Consider the following 16,908-nt stretch of genomic DNA (forward strand, 5'->3'; position numbering starts at 1 on the left):
GAATCCGCGCTCAGAGATCAAAGAGAAGCAGCGATCCGATCGCCGATCTCGGTGGTCACGATCGGACCGGGACCACGATTCGCGAGGTCGGCCTCGACGGCCCGCTCGACGCGTGCAGCATCCTCCTCGCGCCCGAGATGGCGCAGCAGCAAGGCGGTGGACAGGATCGCCGCGGTGGGATCGGCGATGCCCTTGCCGGCGATGTCCGGTGCCGAGCCGTGGACCGGTTCGAACATCGACGGGTTGGTGCCCGAGGCGTCGATGTTGCCGCTCGCGGCAAGGCCGATACCGCCGGTTACGGCGCCGGCGAGGTCGGTGATGATGTCGCCGAACAGGTTGTCGGTGACGATGACGTCGAAGCGCGACGGGTCGTCGACCATGTAGATGGTCGCGGCGTCGATGTGACAGTAGGCCGTGGTGACCTCAGGGAACTCCTTGCCGACGGTCTCGACGGCGCGGGTCCAGATGGCGCCGGCGTTCGACAGCACGTTCGTCTTGTGGATGAGCGTGACGTGCTTGCGGCGGGTCTGCGCGAGCTCGAAGGCGTAGCGGACCACGCGCTCGGCTCCGAACCAGGTGTTCACCGAGACCTCGGTGGCGATCTCGTGCGGGGTGCCGACGCGGATCGCTCCCCCGTTGCCGGTGTACGGGCCCTCGGTGCCCTCGCGGACGACGACGAAGTCGATCTCGTGGTCGGCGGCGAGCGGCGACTTCGAGCCCGGGTACAGGCGCGACGGCCGCAGGTTGACGTGGTGGTCGAGTGCGAACCGCATGTTCAGGAGGAGACCGCGTTCGAGGATGCCCGGCGTGACCGACGGATCGCCGATGGCACCGAGGAGGATCGCGTCGTGCTCGCGGATCGCGGCGAGATCGGCATCGGGCAGGAGTTCGCCGGTCGCGTTGTACCGGCGGGCACCGAGGTCGTACTCGGTCGTCTCGAGATCCGGGACGAGGGCGCGGAGCACCTTGAGAGCTTCCGCCGTGACCTCGACACCGATGCCGTCACCTGGGATGACCGCAAGTTTCATGAGCACTACTCACTTCCTGTGCGACGGTGGCCGCGACCGTGCAGACGGTCGCGGCCACCGGATGATGGAGAACCGAAGGATCAGGACAGGTCGACCTGGGCGACGCGCGCGTCGAGCGCCTCGGTGATCTGTCCGACCTCGGCGTCGCCGACGACGCGGTCGACACGGAGGATCACGGTGGCGCCGGGGCCCTCCGCGTCCTGGCTCAGCGCCGCGGCCTGGATGTCGATGCTCGCGTTGCCGAGCACGGTGCCCAGCGTTCCGAGGACACCCGGACGGTCCTGGTAGTGGACGATCAGGTTGTGGCCCTCGGCGCGGAGGTCGAAGCTGCGGCTGTTGATGTTGACGATCTTCTCGACCTGCTGCAGGCCGGTGAGCGCACCCGCGACGGACGTGACGTGTCCGTCCGGCGCCACGGCGCGGACCTCGACGGCGCTGCGGTGCGTGGTGGCCTCGCTGACCTTCTCGACCTCGACCGTCACGCCGCGCTGCTCCGCGAGCTTGGGGGCGTTGACGAAGGTGACGGGCTCGTCGCTGCTCGCCGAGAACAGGCCGCGGAGGGCGGCCAGGCCGAGAATGTCGGTGTTCTCGGCCGAGAGCTCACCGCTGACGACGACCTGCACGTTCTGCACGGCCTCGGGCGAGAGGGTGCCGGCGAGCAGACCGAGCTTGCGAACGAGCTCGAGCCACGGCGCGACCTCCTCGCCCACGGGGCCACCGGAGACGTTGACGGCATCGGGCACGAACTCGCCGGCGAGGGCGAGCAGCACGCTCTTGGCAACGTCGGTACCGGCGCGGTCCTGGGCCTCGGCGGTGGATGCACCGAGGTGCGGGGTGACGACGACGTTGTCGAGGTCGAACAGCTTCGAATCGGTGCACGGCTCGGTCTCGAAGACGTCGAGGCCGGCAGCGCGGACCTTGCCTTCGACGAGCGCGTCGTACAGCGCGTCCTCGTCGATCAGGCCACCGCGGGCGGCGTTGACGATGATGACGCCGTCCTTGGCCTTGGACAGACGCTCGGCGTTGATCAGGCCGGCGGTCTCCTTGGTCTTGGGCAGGTGCACCGAGATGAAGTCGGCGCGGGCGACCAGCTCGTCGATGTCGACGAGCTCGATGCCGAGCTGTGCGGCGCGGGCGGCCGGCAAGTAGGGGTCGTACGCGATGACGTGGGTTTCGAACGCCGCGAGACGCTGGGCGAACAGCTGGCCGATGCGGCCGAGGCCGACGACGCCGACCGTCTTGCCGAGGATTTCGGTGCCGTTGAAGCTCGACCGCTTCCAGGTGCGCTCACGCAGGGTGCGGTCGGCGGCGGGAACCTGCCGCGCCGCGGACATGAGGAGCGCGACCGCGTGCTCGGCGGCGGAGTGGATGTTGGAGGTGGGCGCGTTGACGACCATCACACCGCGCTCGGTGGCAGCAGCGATGTCGACGTTGTCGAGGCCGACACCGGCGCGACCGACGATCTTGAGGTTGGGCGCCGCAGCGAGCACCTCGGCGTCGACGGTGGTCGCGGAGCGGACCAGCAGCGCCTGGGCCTCGGGCACGGCCGCGAGCAGGGCGGGGCGGTCGGGGCCGTCGACCCAGCGCACCTCGACACCGTCACCGAGCGCATCGACGGTCGACTGCGCAAGCTTGTCGGCGATCAGGACTACTGGACGGCCATTCTGGCTCACGTGCGGACTCCCTGTGTCGTGAATGTGTGAGTGGTCGACGGCGCTCGCGCCCGACAGCATGCGTGGGCACCCGCGACCGCCCACAGTTTAGTGCCCCGGCCCCTCCCACGGGGCCACCGGGACCGGGATCACGGTGGTGCGGGCCGATCCTTCCGCGGGGGCGGGACGATGTCCTGCGGGGGTGCGTCGAGCACACTGCGCTCGATGCCGGGCTGGTTCCGGTGCCGGAAGGCCACCACGGCAGTGCGGACGGTCGGATGGAATCGACCGGCCCCGAAGCGATTCCCCGATTGCATCCGGTGCAACTTGTCCTTGACCGGCCCCTTCATCGCGGCGAAGGCGAGCCGTATCCCCCTGTGGGCGAGGTAGTCGTCGAGACGTTCGATCTCCTCGACGGCGCTGATATCTAGATCCGTGATCGGTTCGGCCGCGAGTACCACCCACTCGATACGGTCCTCGCGTTCGCGGACGAGTTCACGGACGAACTTCGTGAGGATCACACCGTTCGCGAAGAACAGCGGAGCGTCGAATCGCACGAGCACGAGACCCGGGATGCGGTGGCCCTCGGGATGCCGCTCCCGGTCGTGATATCCGGCGATGTTCTCGAGTTCGACGAGTTCGGTCCGGTGGGGTTGCCAGGCACGCACGATCACGACCGCCAACGACAATGCGATCGCGACGAGTACACCCCTCAACACACCGGCGAGACCGACCGCCACGAATGCGGCGAAGGACAAACAGAATTCGATCTTGTTGACCCGCCACAGGCGACCGAGCCCCTTCGCATCGACGAGCGCACTCGCCGCGGCGATCACGACGGCAGCGAGCGCGGCCTGCGGCAGGTACGCCGTCGCCCCCGGCGCGGCGAGCAGGAAGATCGCGACCGTCACCGCTCCGAAGGCACCCGCGAGCTGGGTACGCGCTCCGGCCTGTTCGAGGACGGGAGTGCGACTGCCGCTGCCGCAGATGGGGAATCCGCCCGTCGCACCGGCTGCGATGTTCACCACACCGAGGGCGCGCATCTCGGAACTGCCGTCCACGTCCTCGCCCCGTCGGAGCGCGAACGAGCGCGACAGCACCGCGGTGTCGGCGAACGCGATGACGGCGACCGCGACCGCGGGTGCGAGCAGTTCGATCACGTCTCCCCGTTCGATACCGCCCAGAACGGGCGCGGGGATCCCGGAGGGCAGCGCCCCCACCATCTCCACCCGATCGGTGAGCCCGAACACCTCGACCGCCGCGGAGGCGGCGACCACCGCGACGAGCACCGCGGGTATGCGGGGAACGACCTTCTGCAGCACGAGGATCACAGCGAGGGTGCCGGCGCCGAGGAGAAGTCCGACCGGTTCGACACCGTCCTCGAAGACGTCGTCGACGACGTCGAGAACCTCGGCGACGACACCGGATTCGTCGGCCGAGGTGCCCAGCAGGAGCGGGAGCTGCCCGACGATGACGATGATCGCGATCGCGTTGAGGAAACCGACCCGGATCGGTGTGGAGAGCAGATAGGTCAGGAATCCGAAGCGGAGTATCCCCCCGACGAGGAGGATCGCCCCGACGAGGAGGGCGAGCACACCGGCGAGGGCGACCGCACGCTGCGGGTCACCGTCGGCGGCGAGCGGGATCACCGCGGCCGCGATGAGCGGGGCGAGCGCGGAATCCGGTCCGAGCACGAGGATCCGGGACGGACCGACCACCGCGTACACGAGCATCGGCACCACTGTCGCGTAGAGACCGGTGTAGGGCGGCAGTCCCGCCGCCTGGGCATATCCCATGCCGGTGGGGACGAGCAGGGCGCTGAGCGCGAGACCCGCCGTGACGTCGCCCCGCAGCCACCCCCGCCGGTAGGACCGTGCGGTGGCGACACCCGGGAGCCGCCCGAACGCGGCGAGGAGCCACATCAGCCAAGTATCCTCCGCGGCCTCGGCCCGTGGCTGCGACATCGCTCACGCGCACCGACGACGGCGGCCCGGCACCCCGTAGGGGTACCGGGCCGCCGTGACCGGATCAGGTGGCTGTCACGCCGTCTCGGTGATGGGGCGATCGACCCAGCTCATCAGGTCGCGCAGCTGCTTGCCGACAACCTCGATGCCGTGCTCGGCGTTCTGCTTGCGCAGACCTTCGAGCTCCTTGTTTCCGCCCTCGACGTTGGCGACGAGACGCTTGACGAAGGTGCCGTCCTGGATGTCCTTCAGGATCTCCTTCATGCGCTCCTTGGTGCCGGCGTCGATGACGCGCGGGCCGGAGAGGTAGCCGCCGAACTCCGCGGTGTCGGACACCGAGTAGTTCATGCGGGCGATGCCACCCTCGTACATGAGGTCGACGATGAGCTTGAGCTCGTGGAGAACCTCGAAGTAGGCCATCTCGGGGGCGTAGCCCGCCTCGACCATGACGTCGAAGCCGGTCTTGACGAGCTCCTCGGTGCCACCGCAGAGCACGGCCTGCTCGCCGAAGAGGTCGGTCTCGGTCTCTTCCTTGAAGGTGGTCTTGATGACGCCGGCCCGGGTGCCGCCGATGCCCTTGGCGTAGGACAGCGCGAGCGCCTGGCCCTCACCCTTGGGGTCCTGATGGACGGCGATGAGCGCGGGAACGCCCTTGCCGTCGACGAACTGACGACGCACGAGGTGGCCGGGGCCCTTGGGGGCGACCATCGCGACGGTCACGTTCTCCGGAGCGGTGATGAGACCGAAGTGGATGTTGAGGCCGTGGCCGAAGAACAGCGCGTCGCCGTCCTTCAGGTTGGGCTCGATGTCGTTGGTGAAGATCGACGCCTGGGCGGTGTCGGGCGCGAGGATCATGATGACGTCGGCCCACTCGGAGACCTCGGCGGGGGTGCCGACGGTGAGACCGGCTTCCTCGGCCTTGGCCCGCGACTTCGAGCCCTCCTTCAGACCGATGCGAACGTCGACGCCCGAGTCGCGCAGGCTCAGCGAGTGCGCGTGTCCCTGACTGCCGTAGCCGATGACGGCGACCTTACGACCCTGGATGATCGACAGGTCGGCATCGTCGTCGTAGAACATCTCGACTGCCACAGTGATTACCTCTTTCAGCAAGTATGGGTGTGTTAAGGCTAACGGGTAGCCGTGATGGACTTCGGACCGCGTCCGACGGCGACGACACCGGACTGGACGATCTCGCGGATTCCGTACGGTTCGAGCATGCGCAACAGCGCGTCGAGCTTGGACCGCGTACCGGTCGCCTCGATGGTCAGCGACTCGGGCGAGACGTCGATCACCTTGGCGCGGAACAGATTCACCGTCTCGATGACCTGGGTGCGTACACTCGCGTCGGCGCGCACCTTGATGAGCACGAGTTCGCGGGCGACGGACGCCTCGTCCTCCTGCTCGACGATCTTGATGACGTTGACGAGCTTGTTGAGCTGCTTGGTGACCTGCTCGAGCGGGAACTCGTCGACGGTCACCACGATCGTCATCCGCGAGATGTCGGGCACCTCGGTGCCACCGACGGCAAGGGATTCGATGTTGAAGCCGCGTCGCGAGAACAGCGATGCGACTCGGGCGAGCACGCCCGGCTTGTCCTCGACGAGAACACTGAGGGTGTGACTCGTGCTCACTTGGTCTCCTCCTGGGCCGCAGCGTTCTCGCTGCGGGTTTCGAGCGCGTCGATGGTCTCGTGGATGACGGCGGGATCGTCGGCAGCGGCGTCGTCGTCGAACAGCGGCCGGATGTCGCGAGCCGCCATGATCTCGTCGTTGCTCGTGCCGGCGGCGACCATCGGCCACACCTGCGCGTCCTTGCCGACGATGAAGTCGATCACGACGGGACGATCGTTGACCTCCTGCGCCCGGCGGATCGCAGGCTCGACGTCTTCCTCGCGCTCGACGCGGATGCCCACGCAGCCGAGGGCCTCGGCGAGCTTGACGAAGTCGGGGATGCGTAGCGAGTGCGTCGCCAGGTCGGTGTTCGAGTATCGCTCCTCGTAGAAGAGGGTCTGCCACTGCCGGACCATGCCGAGATTGCCGTTGTTGATGAGCGCGACCTTGATCGGCACACCCTCGACGGCGCACGTCGCGAGTTCCTGGTTGGTCATCTGGAAGCAGCCGTCGCCGTCGATGGCCCACACCTCGGTGTCGGGGCAACCCATCTTGGCGCCCATCGCGGCGGGCACCGCGTAGCCCATGGTGCCGAGACCACCGGAGTTGAGCCAGGTGCGCGGCTTCTCGTAGTCGACGAACTGCGCCGCCCACATCTGGTGCTGACCGACGCCTGCGCAGTAGATCGCGTCGGGACCGGCGAGCTTACCGACGGCCTGGATGACGTACTGCGGCGACAGGGTGTCGTCGGTGGGACGGTCGTAGCTCAGCGGGTAGGTGCGACGGATGTCGTCGAGGTAGGCCCACCATGCCGTGTAGTCGAGCTTCGTGCCGGTCGCCAGGTCGGCGCGGATCGCCTCGAGCAGTTCGACGATGACCTCCTTGCAGTCACCGACGATCGGCACGTCGGCGTGCCGGTTCTTGCCGATCTCCGCCGGGTCGATGTCGGCGTGGATGACCTTGGCGTCGGGCGCGAAGGAGTCCAGCTGACCGGTGACGCGGTCGTCGAAGCGGGCACCGAGGGTGATGAGCAGGTCACTCTTCTGCAGTGCGGCCACCGCGGCGACGTTGCCGTGCATGCCGGGCATGCCGCAGTGCAGGTTGTGACTGTCGGGGAACGCACCGCGGGCCATGAGCGTCGTAACGACCGGGATGCCGGTCAGCTCGGCGAGCTCGAGCAGCTCGGCCGACGCCTCGGCCTTGATGACACCGCCGCCGACGTACAGCACCGGGTTCTTCGCGTCGGCGATCAGTCGCGCGGCCTCGCGGACCTGCTTGCCGTGCGGCTTCGTCACCGGGCGGTAGCCGGGCAGGTGCATCTTCGGCGGCCAGCTGAAGGTGGTCTGTGCCTGGAGGATGTCCTTGGGGATGTCGACGAGGACCGCGCCCGGTCGGCCCGAGGAGGCGAGATAGAACGCCTCGGCCAGGATGCGCGGGATGTCGGCGCCGTCGGTGACCAGGAAGTTGTGCTTCGTGATCGGCATCGTGATGCCGGAGATGTCGGCTTCCTGGAAGGCGTCGGTACCGATGAGCGGGCGACCGACCTGGCCGGTGATCGCGACGAGGGGCACGGAGTCCATCTGCGCGTCGGCGAGCGGGGTGACGAGGTTCGTCGCGCCCGGACCGGAAGTGGCCATGCACACGCCGACCTTGCCGGTGGCCTGGGCGTAACCGGTGGCAGCGTGCCCGGCGCCCTGCTCGTGACGGACGAGCACGTGGCGCACGCGCCGCGAATCGAAGATCGGGTCGTAGACGGGCAGGATCGCGCCGCCGGGAATGCCGAATACCGTGTCGACCTCGAGTTCCTCGAGTGCGCGGACCACCGACTGGGCGCCGGTGACCCGCTCGGGGGCGACCTGGCGTCGATTGGCGGGCTGCGTCGCGGCAGCTGCGGGAGTCGGGGTGGCGGACCCCGGCTTTCGCGGCGAGGGTTGAGGCCGTGCGGTTGGTGCGCTCACTGCGAATTCCTCTGATTCTGGCTCCGGGCAACAAAAAACCCTCGTCAGCAAGTCTGCTGTACGAGGGTGGCGCGTCGTGGGCGAGTTGCGAAATGCGGCTCAGGCGACGACGCGCCGGCCGATTACGAGCAACCCATTCTGATTCACGCGCTCGACGGTAGGCGCATGGTGTCCAGACAGTCAACTTGGTGCGGTCCACTGTCCCAGAATGTGAGATGCCGCGGCTGCAGTGCGAAGATGTAGAGGTGTCATCTTCCCAGCAGCCCGTGCCACCGCCCCCATCATCCCACACGCCCGATTCGACGACGCAGGTCATCCAGATCTCGCGACTGTCCTTCCTCGCGTGCGCTCTGCTGTTCCTCGCCCTCGCCTCCCCCGCGCTGGCGTGGCCGGAGGCCTTCGCATGGACGCTGATCATCCCGTTCCTCGTCGCCGCCTGGGTCGTGCGGGTACGCACCGTCGTCGGCCCCGAGGGCATCGTCGCGCGAGCGACCTTCAAGACGACGAACCTGAAGTGGGACGAACTCGACGGCCTCCGGTTCCCGAAGCGGGGCTGGGCCCGCGCACGGCTCACCGACGGCAGCGAGGTCGCACTGCCGGTCGTCACCTTCGGCCGGCTGCCGCAGCTGTCGGAGGCCAGCGGAGGCCGCATCACCGATCCGTACGCGGCCGCACAGCTCGCCGAGGAGAAGGCATTCCGCGAGAAGGCGGCCGCCGAAGCCGGTCCGGATGCCGAAACCACCGACGACGCAGTCACCGTCGAGAAGAAGGGGGACCGCTCCTCCTGATCCTCGCGACCGGGTGCGAATAGAGGCATCCGGAAGCACGCGAGTAGATTCGTCGGTGCCGTTGCCCGGATCCGCCCAGCCCGGCGCCCGGACGCGGCCCGGCCGATTGCGCACCAGTCACCGTCAAGGAAGTCAGCCCATGCCCCCGTTGAGGTCACGCACCACCACCGTCGGACGAAACGCCGCGGGAGCGCGCTCCCTGTGGCGCGCCACCGGCCTGACCGATTCCGACTTCGGCAAGCCGATCGTCGCCATCGCGAACTCCTACACGCAGTTCGTACCCGGTCACGTCCACCTCAAGGACGTCGGTGAGATCGTCGCGAAGGCCGTGCGCGAAGCGGGCGGCGTGGCGCGCGAGTTCCACACCATCGCAGTCGACGACGGCATCGCCATGGGCCACGGCGGCATGCTCTACTCGCTGCCGAGCCGCGAGATCATCGCCGACTCCGTCGAATACATGGTCAACGCGCACACCGCCGATGCACTGGTGTGCATCTCGAACTGCGACAAGATCACCCCGGGCATGCTCAATGCCGCGATGCGCCTGAACATCCCGACGGTCTTCGTCTCCGGTGGTCCGATGGAGGCCGGCAAGGCGGTCGTCGTCAACGGTGTCGCGCAGGCCCCCACCGACCTCATCACCGCCATCTCGGCCTCCGCCAGCGAGGCCGTCGACGACGCGGGACTCGACGAGGTCGAGCGCAGCGCGTGCCCGACCTGCGGTTCGTGCTCGGGCATGTTCACCGCAAACTCGATGAACTGCCTCACCGAGGCTCTCGGTCTCGCGCTGCCCGGCAACGGTTCGACCCTCGCCACCCACGAGGCGCGACGCGCACTGTTCGAGACCGCCGGCCGGACGATCGTCGAGGCCGCCCTGCGCTACTACCGCGACGACGACGAGTCGGTGCTTCCGCGCAACATCGCCACCCCGGCCGCCTTCCGCAACGCAATGGCGCTCGACGTCGCCATGGGTGGTTCCACCAACACCGTGCTGCACACCCTCGCCGCCGCGCAGGAGGGTGAGGTCGACTTCGATCTCACCACCATCGACGAGATCAGCCGCCGGGTGCCCTGCCTGGCGAAGGTCTCCCCGAACTCCGACTACCACATGGAGGACGTGCACCGCGCCGGCGGAATCCCCGCCATCCTCGGCGAGCTGCGCCGCGGTGGTCTGCTCGAGACCGACGTCTCCACGGTCCACACGAAGAGCTTCGACGAGTGGCTCGACACCTGGGACATCCGTTCCGGCAAGGCGTCCGAGACGGCCCTCGAACTGTTCCACGCCGCACCGGGCGGTGTGCGCACCACCGAACCGTTCTCGACGGACAACCGCTGGTCGTCGCTCGACACCGATGCCGCGAACGGTTGCATCCGCGACATCGAGCACGCCTACACCGTCGAGGGCGGCTTGTGCGTGCTGCGCGGCAATCTCGCACCGGACGGCGCGATCCTCAAGACCGCCGGTATCGACGAGGATCTGTTCCACTTCGAGGGCCCGGCCTACGTCGTCGAGTCGCAGGAGGAGGCCGTCTCGGTCATCCTCGGCAAGAAGATCAAGGCCGGCGACGTCGTCGTCGTCCGCTACGAGGGCCCGGCCGGCGGCCCCGGCATGCAGGAGATGCTGCACCCGACCTCCTTCCTCAAGGGCATCGGTCTGGGCAAGGTGTGTGCCCTGATCACCGACGGTCGCTTCTCGGGCGGCACCTCCGGTCTGTCCATCGGGCACGTCTCCCCCGAGGCCGCGTCCGGTGGTGTGATCGGCCTGATCGAGCAGGGCGACCGGATCCGCATCGACGTCGCGACCCGCACCCTCGAGGTGCTCGTCGAGGACGAGGTGCTCGCGGATCGTCGCGCGAAGATGGAGGCCTCCGAGCGTCCGTGGCAGCCCGTCGACCGTGAGCGCACGGTCTCGAAGGCACTGCGCGCCTACGCCGCTCTGGCGACCTCCGCCGACAAGGGTGCCGTCCGGCGCGTGCCGTAACACCTCACGACAGCAGGAACGAGGGCCCCGCGATCATCCCGATCGCGGGGCCCTCGCCTGGTGTCCGTCCTTCGTATGTCAGCGTCCGAAGATCCACAGGCACACGCCGGCCGCCACACCCAGCAGCAGCACGACGAACGAGCCCAGGAACGGACGCGTCGCCCACCCGCGTCGTCCGTCGATCGCGATGCGTCCCGGTCCGGTGAGGGTGATCGCCACCGCGCAGGCGACGAGGAGGGCCTCGAATTCGAAGCCCGACGATTCGGCGGCGAAGAACTGGACGCCCGGTTCGAGTTCGTGCTTGAACAGCACCGCGTTGACCATGATCGCGACGATCGCGGCAGCGGCGAACGGGGTGAGCAGACCCAGGACGAGCAGTCCTCCGGCTGCGATCTCACCGACCGCGCCGACGATCGCGAGCACGGCGGGCTGCTGGTATCCCGCATCGCGGAGCAACGACTCGAAACCGTCGAGTCCAGGCCCGTTCCACAGACCCACCAGCTTCTGCAGTCCGTGGGCGACGAGGATCGCCCCGACCGCCGCACGCAGGACGAACAGACCGAGGTCGAGCGTTCCGCGGCGCACCTTCGCCGGGGCCTGTTCGCCGGCGACCACCGCGCCGCCCGTATCCGCACCGTAGACCGGCTCCGGCCGGTACATCTGCTCGGTGGGAGCGGCGTAGGCGTCGCTGCCGAGGGGAGTTCCGCCTGCGCCGAAGTCATCGTCGGATCCGAGATACGACTCGCGTGGTCGGTGCATCTCGAGTGTGTGCTCGTCGGGCTGGTTTCCGTAGGAACTCGAACCCGCGTCCGGTATGCCACCGTTCTTGTTGTCGGCCACGCTCCCAGCCTAGGCCCGTGACTGCCCCCACACCCGGCATCCGCGGGTGCGCGCGTCGTGCCGGTAACGTTTGCGGCATGACACGGGGTACGCGGTGGACGGGTTCGTGGGGCGTACGTGCGGCAGCGGCGGCGCTCGCCGTCGGAGTCCTCGCCGTCCCGTCCTGCGCCCGCTTCGACGACTCCGCATCGAGCCCGTTCACTCCCGAACCCACCTTCGATCCGGGACCGGGCGTCGGGCCCCAGGACCCCACCGAGACGACCACGCCGAGCGCCTCCCCCAAGCCTCCGGGGCCGTGTGTCGATCCCGACCCGTCCGTGATCGCGACCTGCCTCGACGTCACCGGCGGCCTGGTGACGATGCCCGACGGCAACTCCGCGCTCGTCACCGAGCGCCGGACGGGTCGGATACTGCAGGTCGCGCCGGAGACCGAGCCGGTGGAGATCGCGACGATCCCGGTCGATGGATCCGGGGACGGTGGGCTCCTGGACGTGGCACTCTCCCCCACCTTCGCCGAGGACCGACTGCTCTACGCCTACATCACCACGGCCTCGGACAACCGCGTGGTCCGCATCGCCGCGGGCGACACTCCCAAGGACGTGCTGACGGGAATCCCGCGCGGCGCGACGGGCAATTCCGGCGCCATCGAATTCGTCTCGCCCACCGAGCTCGCCGTCCTGACCGGCGACGCCGGAAACGCAGCGGCCGCAAACGATCCGAACGTCCTGTCCGGCAAGCTCCTGACCCTGCCGCTCCCGGCACCCGGCGCAGCACCCACTCCCTCGGTGATGCTGTCGGGGATCGGCACCGCGGGCGATGTGTGCCGCGATCCGAACGGCAACCTGTGGATCACCGACCGCACTCCCCTCGAGGACCGGCTCCAACGTGTCGGGGTCGACGGCTCGACCGGCACCGGCCCGGCCTGGACGTGGCCCGAGCGGCCCGGTGTCGCCGGGTGCGCGGCGGCTCCCGACGGGATCGCGATCTCGCTCACCGACGCGAAGGCCGTCGCGGTCGTTGCTACCGATCCGGGGACCGGCGCGGTCACGGCGTCCCCCGTCCTCGCGGCGGAGGACCGCTACGGCATGCTGCGCGGCGCCTCTTCGTCGCCCGACGGCCTGCTGTGGGTCTCGACGGTCAACAAGTCCGGCGCCGAACCGGGACCGAACGACGACCGCGTCATCCGCATCCAGTTCCCGGTCGGTGGCGGCGGATTCGACTGATCATGCCCGCCCCGGTGTCTCCGCCGCAGCGGGGTGGTGGAGCAGCCCCGCGAGCATCGGGAGAACGAGGACGGTGACGGCGCCCGCCGCCACGAGGATCGACGCGCTCGCGTTCGTCATCTGATCGGCACTCACCGCGACGCCGGTGACCGCGACGATCAGTGGCAGACCCGTAGTGGAGTACAGGGCGATCTGCAGTTGTTCGGCGGTTCCGAACATGCGGTTGCCGGTCTCGTCGCGTTCGAGGCGCGATGCGACGAACACCGGTACACCCCTCACCAGGACGAGCAGTCCGAGGAATGCCAGCAGGATCCCCGGGGCACTCACGACGGCACCGACGTCGATCGCCATGCCCGAGGTGACGAAGAAGATCGGGATGAGGAAGCCGTAGCCCAGACCGTCGAGCTTCTTCTCGAGCCGCTCGTCGCCCGCCGGGATCGTGCGGCGCAGGATGAAACCGGCCGCGAAGGCCCCGAGAATGATGTCGAGATCGAAGACGGCCGCGACGGCGATGAGTCCGACGAGCAGCAACATCGTCAGGCGCACCGGGATCTGGGCGGTGGTGTCGGAGCCGAGCCGGACGAACTGGGTGAACCGTGAGCCCTCCCGCAGGATCCAGGTCGGCAGCACGGCGACGGCGACGGCCACGACCGCGAACGCCAGCAGGACGATCAGCGAGCCGAGTGCGCCGCGCGCACCGAGCAGGGTCGCCATGGCCACGACGGGCAGCAGCTCTCCGAACGCCCCGTGGTTGAGCACCGAGCGTCCGAGTGGGGTCGCGACGAGCCCGCGGTCGGCGAGGATCGGCAGGAGCGTCCCCAGCGCTGTGGATGTCAGGGCGATCGCCACGGCAATCTCGGCGTGCACCTGGCCGACCGCTCCCAGGGCGGCGACGGTACCGAGCGCCAACAGCATGCACACGCACCAGGTGAGCATCGCGCGGCGCCCACCCCGCCCGCGCAACTCGGCGGGGGCGATCTCGTATCCGGCGAGCAGGAAGAGCATCCCCAGGCCGAGTTCGCGCAGGATGCCGATCTCGCTGCCCGTCTCCGCGAGGTCGAACGCGTAGGGGCCGATGAGGACACCGGTCACCAGCAGCAGCACGACCTCGGGCACCAGCCGACGCGGGACGGCGCCGGCGATCAGCGGTGCCAGCACCGCCGCGACGGCGATCCAGAACAGCGAGGTGGCGACAGCAGCGTCCATGCGCCGCTACTCTAGCCGCGCAAGATCAACTGCACGCAGCGATGACGAGTTCCTTCACGCGCGCCGGATCGGCCTGTCCGCGAGTGGCCTTCATGACGTCGCCGACGATCTTGCCGGCCGCCTGAACCTTGCCGGAGCGGATCTTGTCGGCGATGTCGGGGTTGGCGGCCAGCGCGGCGTCGACCGCGGCCTGCAGCGCCGAATCGTCGCGCACGACCTCGAGACCGCGAGCGGCGACCACCTCGTCGGGCTCGCCCTCACCGGCGAGCACACCGTCGACGACCTGACGGGCCAGCTTGTTCGTCAGCTTGCCGTCGGCCACCAGCGCGATGACGCGGGCGACCTGTTCGGGTGTGATAGGCAGTTCGGCGAGTTCGACACCGCGGGTGTTGGCCTGCTGGGCCAGGTAGGCGACCCACCACGAGCGGGCCTCCGAGGCGGGGGCGCCGGCCTCGGTGGTCGCGATGACGAGGTCGAGCGCTCCGGCGTTGACGAGGTCGCGCATCTCCTCGTCGGAGACACCCCAGTCGGCCTGGATGCGGGCGCGGCGCAGCCACGGCAGCTCGGGCAGCGTCGCGCGCAGCTCTTCGACCCAGGCGGCGTCGGGCGCGATCGGCTCGAGGTCGGGCTCCGGGAAGTAGCGGTAGTCCTCGGCGGTCTCCTTGCGGCGACCGGGCGAGGTGGTGCCGTCGGCCTCCTGGAAGTGCCGGGTCTCCTGGATCACCTCACCACCGGAGACCAGTACGGCCGCCTGGCGCCGCATCTCGTAGCGCACGGCCACCTCGACGGACTTGAGGGAGTTGACGTTCTTCGTCTCGGTGCGGGTACCGAACTCCTTCGCGCCGATGGGCATCAGCGAGATGTTCGCGTCGCACCGCATCGAACCCTGGTCCATGCGGACGTCGGAGACGTCGAGTGCCTCGAGCAGGTCGCGCAGGGCGGTGACGTAGGCGCGGGCGACCTCGGGGGCGCGCTCGCCGGCACCGACGATCGGCTTGGTGACGATCTCGACGAGCGGCACACCGGCGCGGTTGTAGTCGAGCAGCGAGTGGCTCGCACCGTGGATGCGACCGGTGGCGCCACCGACGTGCAGCGACTTGCCGGTGTCCTCCTCCATGTGCGCGCGCTCGATGTCGACCCGCCAGGTGGTGCCGTCATCGAGTACGACATCGAGATATCCGTCGGTGGCGATCGGCTCGTCGTACTGCGAAATCTGGTAGTTCTTCGGCTGATCCGGGTAGAAGTAGTTCTTACGCGCGAAGCGACCCCACGGGGTGATCGAGCAGTTCAGCGCGAGGCCGATGCGGATCGCGGACTCGACCGCGGCCTGGTTGACGACGGGCAGCGCCCCCGGCAGACCGAGGCAGACCGGACACACCTGCGTGTTGGGCTCGGCGCCGAAGGTGGTCGGGCAGCCGCAGAACATCTTGGTGGCGGTGTGCAGCTCGACGTGCACCTCCATGCCCATCACGGGCTCGAACTTCGCGAGCACGTCGTCGTAGGCGAGCAGGTCAGCGGACACGGAGGCAGTCATGGTGTCGATTTTAGACGGCGCCGACAGTGCCGACGCGCCGCCTCACCCGAACAGGATCCGCATCTCCTGATAGCGCTCGTCGGGCACGTACTTCGGTTCGGCGAGCTCGTCGAAATCGACCCGAGCGATGTCGGTGCCGTGCAGCGCGACCATGCGCCCCCAATCCTCCTCGGCGACGAGATCGGTCACCGCCATGCCGAGTCGCGTGGCGAGCACCCGGTCGAATGCCGTGGGGACACCGCCCCGTTGGATGTGACCGAGCACCGTCGCGCGGGTCTCGACGCCGGTGTGCTTCTCGATGAGCGGCGCGAGCACCTCCGCGATACCGCCGAGACGCGGCCGGTCGAATCCGTCGAGCCCCTTGGTGGAGTACGCCTCCTCCATCTCGGGCAGTGTGAAGCCCTCAGCGACGACAACCATCGGCGAACGCCCGCGGTCGCGGACGCTGGTCACCCACTCGCAGATCTGTTCGAGGCTCTCGGGGTGTTCGGGGATGAGGATGGCGTGTGCACCACCGGCAGTACCCGCGTGCAATGCGATCCATCCGGCGTGCCGGCCCATGACCTCGAGCACCATGCACCGCTTGTGGGAGTTGCCGGTGGTGCGGAGACGGTCGATCGCCACCGTCGCGATCTCGACGGCCGTGTCGAAACCGAAGGTGTAGTCGGTGTGGCTGAGGTCGTTGTCGATCGTCTTCGGCACACCGACGATGCGGATCCCTTCACCGAACAGTCGCTTCGAGGCGGCAGCGGTGCCCTCTCCCCCGATGGCGATCACCGCGTCGATCCCGAGGCGGCCGAGGGTCTTCTGGATGTTCTGTGCCCCACCGTCGGGTCCCTGGTACGGACCGAACCGGCTCGTGCCGAGGATCGTGCCACCCTGCTGGGCGAGACCGCGAACACGGCTGCGGTCCAACGGGATCACATCGCCCTCGACGAGACCGCGCCAGCCGTCGAGGAATCCGACGAACTCCTGTCCGTGGACCTCGGTGCCCTTGAGCACCGCACCGCGGATGACCGCGTTGAGCCCGGGGCAGTCCCCGCCACTGGTGAGAATTCCGATCCTCGTCATCCATACCTCCATGGACTCGACTTCGTGCCGGTACCAATCCTGCCTTTCGAGAG

At 68.7% G+C, this 16,908-nt stretch carries 13 protein-coding genes; 3 read left to right on the forward strand and 10 right to left on the reverse strand.

Annotation, left to right across the window (positions count from 1 at the left end):
- Positions 1-17: 17 nt before the first annotated feature.
- The 6 genes from IM25_RS20730 to IM25_RS20755 all read right to left on the reverse strand — a co-directional run bounded on the left by IM25_RS20730 (position 18) and on the right by IM25_RS20755 (position 8,212).
- A complete protein-coding gene (locus IM25_RS20730) occupies positions 18-1,028 on the reverse strand; it encodes a 3-isopropylmalate dehydrogenase (RefSeq protein ID WP_033097800.1) in 1,011 nt (336 codons plus the stop codon).
- Positions 1,029-1,108: 80 nt separating this feature from the next.
- Complete coding sequence (serA, locus tag IM25_RS20735) at positions 1,109-2,701, reverse strand: phosphoglycerate dehydrogenase (RefSeq protein WP_006554532.1); 1,593 nt, start codon at positions 2,699-2,701, stop codon at positions 1,109-1,111.
- 128 nt (positions 2,702-2,829) lie between these two features.
- Positions 2,830-4,602, reverse strand: a complete 1,773-nt coding sequence (locus tag IM25_RS20740) for a SulP family inorganic anion transporter (protein WP_033097750.1) — start codon at positions 4,600-4,602, stop codon at positions 2,830-2,832.
- A 117-nt stretch (positions 4,603-4,719) separates the two neighbouring features.
- Positions 4,720-5,721 carry a ketol-acid reductoisomerase gene (gene ilvC / locus IM25_RS20745; RefSeq protein ID WP_170318577.1) on the reverse strand — a complete coding sequence of 334 codons (1,002 nt, stop codon included), beginning with the start codon at positions 5,719-5,721 and terminating at the stop codon, positions 4,720-4,722.
- A 50-nt stretch (positions 5,722-5,771) separates the two neighbouring features.
- The gene (gene ilvN, locus IM25_RS20750; protein ID WP_006554535.1) at positions 5,772-6,275 is read right to left on the reverse strand and encodes an acetolactate synthase small subunit; all 504 of its coding nucleotides are present in this window, start codon (positions 6,273-6,275) and stop codon (positions 5,772-5,774) included.
- Positions 6,272-8,212, reverse strand: coding sequence for an acetolactate synthase large subunit (locus IM25_RS20755; protein WP_082920932.1), 1,941 nt, complete (start codon positions 8,210-8,212; stop codon positions 6,272-6,274). Before IM25_RS20755 ends, ilvN begins: the two co-directional genes overlap by 4 nt.
- Positions 8,213-8,478: 266 nt before the next feature.
- Here IM25_RS20755 and IM25_RS20760 point away from each other — a divergent pair, with 266 nt between their 5' ends.
- Together IM25_RS20760 and ilvD are read left to right on the forward strand one after the other, a co-directional pair.
- Positions 8,479-9,000: a PH domain-containing protein gene (locus IM25_RS20760; RefSeq protein ID WP_033097748.1), complete on the forward strand. Its 522-nt coding sequence runs from the start codon at positions 8,479-8,481 to the stop codon at positions 8,998-9,000.
- Between the two features lie 139 nt (positions 9,001-9,139).
- The gene (ilvD, locus tag IM25_RS20765; protein WP_024101385.1) at positions 9,140-10,981 is read left to right on the forward strand and encodes a dihydroxy-acid dehydratase; all 1,842 of its coding nucleotides are present in this window, start codon (positions 9,140-9,142) and stop codon (positions 10,979-10,981) included.
- 78 nt (positions 10,982-11,059) lie between these two features.
- Here the strand turns inward: ilvD and IM25_RS20770 are convergent, their stop codons facing one another.
- A complete protein-coding gene (locus IM25_RS20770) occupies positions 11,060-11,821 on the reverse strand; it encodes a DoxX family protein (RefSeq protein WP_006554539.1) in 762 nt (253 codons plus the stop codon).
- A gap of 77 nt (positions 11,822-11,898) precedes the next feature.
- Here IM25_RS20770 and IM25_RS20775 point away from each other — a divergent pair, with 77 nt between their 5' ends.
- Positions 11,899-13,044 (forward strand): PQQ-dependent sugar dehydrogenase, encoded by a 1,146-nt coding sequence (locus tag IM25_RS20775; RefSeq protein ID WP_065996353.1) that lies wholly within the window; start codon positions 11,899-11,901, stop codon positions 13,042-13,044.
- Here the strand turns inward: IM25_RS20775 and IM25_RS20780 are convergent, their stop codons facing one another.
- From IM25_RS20780 to IM25_RS20790, 3 genes are read right to left on the reverse strand one after another with little or no spacing between them, the layout of a single operon-like run.
- Positions 13,045-14,250, reverse strand: a complete 1,206-nt coding sequence (locus IM25_RS20780) for a cation:proton antiporter (RefSeq protein ID WP_065996354.1) — start codon at positions 14,248-14,250, stop codon at positions 13,045-13,047. It abuts the gene before it with no gap.
- 25 nt (positions 14,251-14,275) lie between these two features.
- Positions 14,276-15,784 (reverse strand): Asp-tRNA(Asn)/Glu-tRNA(Gln) amidotransferase subunit GatB, encoded by a 1,509-nt coding sequence (gene gatB, locus IM25_RS20785; RefSeq protein WP_006554542.1) that lies wholly within the window; start codon positions 15,782-15,784, stop codon positions 14,276-14,278.
- Positions 15,785-15,826: 42 nt separating this feature from the next.
- On the reverse strand, positions 15,827-16,855 hold the full coding sequence (locus tag IM25_RS20790; protein WP_006554543.1) for a 6-phosphofructokinase: 1,029 nt from the start codon (positions 16,853-16,855) through the stop codon (positions 15,827-15,829).
- Positions 16,856-16,908 lie beyond the last annotated feature (53 nt).

The sequence above is a fragment of the Rhodococcus sp. p52 genome, from assembly GCF_000763325.2.
In the GTDB taxonomy this organism is placed as follows: domain Bacteria; phylum Actinomycetota; class Actinomycetes; order Mycobacteriales; family Mycobacteriaceae; genus Rhodococcus; species Rhodococcus pyridinivorans.